The organism is Bacillus sp. AFS001701 (assembly GCF_002559405.1).
GTDB lineage: Bacteria > Bacillota > Bacilli > Bacillales > Bacillaceae_G > Gottfriedia.
Genome location: NZ_NTZO01000131.1, coordinates 1 through 3,445 on the forward strand (window position 1 = coordinate 1; position 3,445 = coordinate 3,445).

Below are 3,445 nucleotides of genomic sequence, written 5' to 3' on the forward strand. Positions count from 1 at the left end.
TTTTGGTTAGTCTTAAATGATAATTATTCGTTACTTTTTAACTATTTCCTTTATATATTATGCAAAAGAATGTTTTAAGTAAGTTTCTAACTTTATCCAAATTATGAACTTTTTTGAATAAACAAAAAGAGAAACTGATCATTCCAGTTCCTCTTAGATTTAGTAGTTAAAATACGTTTAATAAATTTATGCTCGATGTCTTTGAATAAACACATTCTCTTTATAATTTTTTAACAAGCCTCTTTCTCTCAAATATTCCTTAAAATACAAGTTCGCTTCTTTTCGCTCATCATAAGGATTCTTAGAAAGTACAAACCCTAACTTATCTTCCTTTTGAAGTTCAACACCTGACATATATAAATGAATTTTATTTTGATGATAAATTTCTTTTAACGGTTCCATGAAATTAATTGCGAAAGCAGATAGTAACTTAATTTCTGTATCGAATGTAAACCTTGTAATATAGGATAAATCCACAAAAATTACGCCAATAAATCCGGTATTTGAAATTTCAGCCCTTATCGTTTTATCATTATTTAAGTGACCAATCTCACGAAGATATTCTATAAAATAACGAATCCCTTCATCTTTTTCGAATGGCTTTTTTGATAAAATTAAGCCTATTTTCTTTTCATCTCGTAAATATTCACATGCAATATATGCTGGAATATTTTGTTTCTGAAATAATGCACATGCAGCTTGTAATAGGCCATTTAATACTTCATGTATAATTAAAGGATGTTTCCTTGTGAAATAATATTGATTTTCTTGCAATTCTTCCATATCAATGAAACTTGCTCCGATAAAACCTGTATTGGAAATAATAGGTGTTTTTGAATTCCTTTTAGTTGCTCCATTTCTTTTCATCATGCAAGTTCCTTTCCTTCTAAATCTATATACAGAACATTAGTTCGCTTTTTATATTTTTATCATACACAATAAATTTTAAAAAGTAAATCTCAAAAATGAAAAAAGGATACGAAAATTTTTCGCATCCTTGAAATAATTCATATTAAGATCCGTAGTTTAAGAAACAGTTTCTTCCTCAATGTCTACGTAACAATCCATTGTATGTACTTCTTTGTCTTCATGATTTCCAAAGTAAATAGTGAAATTCATAGTCTAACACCCTTTCACAAAGGATATAATTTTAATTTAAATACTGTTTAATTATATTATTATTTCCAAGAAATAACAATACTTACATCCTATATGAAAGAAGATGTTTAGGTTAGTAGATATTCATTTTAATTTATTACTAATTTTGTCTAGTAATATTCTATAAAACCATTTTAAGAATTCCGCTTTTTAACTGGTACAAATAAATGAACTTTAGCTTTTGCATCTGGGTCTTCACTAGTTTAAATTCTATTAAACTTATAGAGACCATTTTTATTGAACTAAACTGTCATTTAGTTTCATAAAAAATCGACTATTCAACCGATCGTTTAGTTCAATAGCTTAATGTGCTACTATCTCTGAATCTAAATTTTCTAGGAAAAGATATTTTAATCTTTTATGTTTAATATTGGGGTTTGATCAATCAAATTCGTTTCGAAATATTCCTGTTGGAGAATCCCATAAATTCCACAATCCTTGTATTGATTATTTTTACGAACCATATGCCTTATAATGCCTTCGCGTTTCATCCCCACTTTTAACATAATTTTACCAGATGCAGGGTTATCGATATTATGTGTTGCCGATATCTTATGAATATTCATAAAACGGAATGCAAATTCAACAACTGCATGTAATGCTTCTGTTCCGTAGCCCTGATTCCACCAATTAAATCCGATGTCGTATCCAACCTCACAGTTTTCGGTATCTTCTTTGAAATTATATAGGTCGATCGTTCCAATTAATTCGCCATTTTCCTTTACTTCTATACCCCAATAACAAAACTTATCGCTCTCATATTGGTTAGTAATTTCAGTCAATCGATTGATTGTTTCGGAAATCGATTTATGTGGTCCTTTGATTAAATTATCCATTACACGATGATCTGAGAATATGTAATCGAACATTCTATTTGCATCATTCATTTCTATTTTCCTTAAATTAAGTCTTTTGGTTTCAATCATTGGTGCACCTTTATAAATAATCATTAATTCACCTTCATTTTCTGCAATTTATTTCTTAAAGAATTTTGTATACTATAAAAAATTATTTCTTTAACAGAAGTTTTATTCATCATTTGGACTTTTCCTTTTTGAAACACAATTTAATATTTAACTTTGTTAAAACTTTCCATATATAACAAAGCTTCCAAAATTCAAATAAAAATAGCAGCAAAAGGCTGCTATTGAAGTTCATTTAATATTTACGTTCATTTTATGATCTGAAAACAGTTGTTTTAAATGGATAAACTCATTGTAATGGTTCTATTTTTGAACCCCATTATTTCATATAGTTTAATGGCTTGATTACCGGCATATACACTTAAACGTACCTCTGAATATCCATCCTGTTTAAGATGTTCAATACCCGATTCGATCAATCTCTTTGAAATTCCATTCCCTCTATATTCATCTAGTACAAATAATTCATAAATAAAACCATATTTCTTTTCTGTTAATTGGTCTTTACTTGTTCCTATAAGAATCCAACCCAGTAGAATATCCGCTTCAGAAGCTATTAAATAGTAGCTTCCTTTCTGTAATAGAGGTTCAATAAGTTGTTTGATTTTTTCATCCGTTGGTTTTAATTCACCTAATGTACCATCGAATAAGGCTTGTGGCGAAAGCGATAAAATCATTTTATATTCCGAATCTTTTGGTTTTCTTATTTCCATAATTTTAGTTCTCCACTCCTAATATTTTAAGCCGATTGTCCATGCAGTGCGTTAGCCAACCATGACCCAGTTTTTATTGTACTTCCATGTTAGTTGTAAAAGAAAAATTTAATTTAATCATCATAAGCATCGCCCAAAGATACAAATTCATCTTGAAGCCAGTACCAATGTTCTCCTTTATTTGTCAATAAACGTTCCAATAATTCCGTAAATGAATTGGCAATTACAGGACAACTTCCAGCTACCCCATGAACTTCCACATTGCTATCGGAACACTTACCTAATCGTGGAATGCTAAGATCAATTGTTAAATAATCGTTATTACGATCACATCCAATAATGTACCAACTTGAAGAAATATCATATTTAGCTTTTTCTCCTATGATAACTGGGTTTGCTAAAACAAATTCTTCAGGTGAAACAATTGTTAAACCATAATCACAGTCAATAAATAAATCCATTCCACCACATAATCTAAAAAACTCATATAAATCATTTGGTAGTTTATGACCTTTTTCAACAGTTGGATAGCCCGATTGTGGATGAATCACACAATTTGGAAAATTTTTTACTTTATCAATCAAAACTTGAATTTCCATTATTTATCCTCTTTTTATATTAATGAATATAGTCAATTATTAAGTCTTATTT

At 29.0% G+C, this 3,445-nt stretch carries 4 protein-coding genes; all 4 read right to left on the reverse strand.

Annotated elements, in window-relative coordinates; all coding sequences use genetic code 11:
• Positions 1–186: 186 nt before the first annotated feature.
• On the reverse strand, positions 187–870 hold the full coding sequence (locus tag CN514_RS10670; protein WP_098232562.1) for a hypothetical protein: 684 nt from the start codon (positions 868–870) through the stop codon (positions 187–189).
• A gap of 638 nt (positions 871–1,508) precedes the next feature.
• Positions 1,509–2,108, reverse strand: coding sequence for a GNAT family N-acetyltransferase (locus CN514_RS10680; RefSeq protein WP_098232563.1), 600 nt, complete (start codon positions 2,106–2,108; stop codon positions 1,509–1,511).
• A 248-nt stretch (positions 2,109–2,356) separates the two neighbouring features.
• Positions 2,357–2,794 (reverse strand): GNAT family N-acetyltransferase, encoded by a 438-nt coding sequence (locus CN514_RS10685; RefSeq protein ID WP_098232564.1) that lies wholly within the window; start codon positions 2,792–2,794, stop codon positions 2,357–2,359.
• A gap of 113 nt (positions 2,795–2,907) precedes the next feature.
• Positions 2,908–3,393 (reverse strand): SMI1/KNR4 family protein, encoded by a 486-nt coding sequence (locus tag CN514_RS10690; protein WP_098232565.1) that lies wholly within the window; start codon positions 3,391–3,393, stop codon positions 2,908–2,910.
• Positions 3,394–3,445 lie beyond the last annotated feature (52 nt).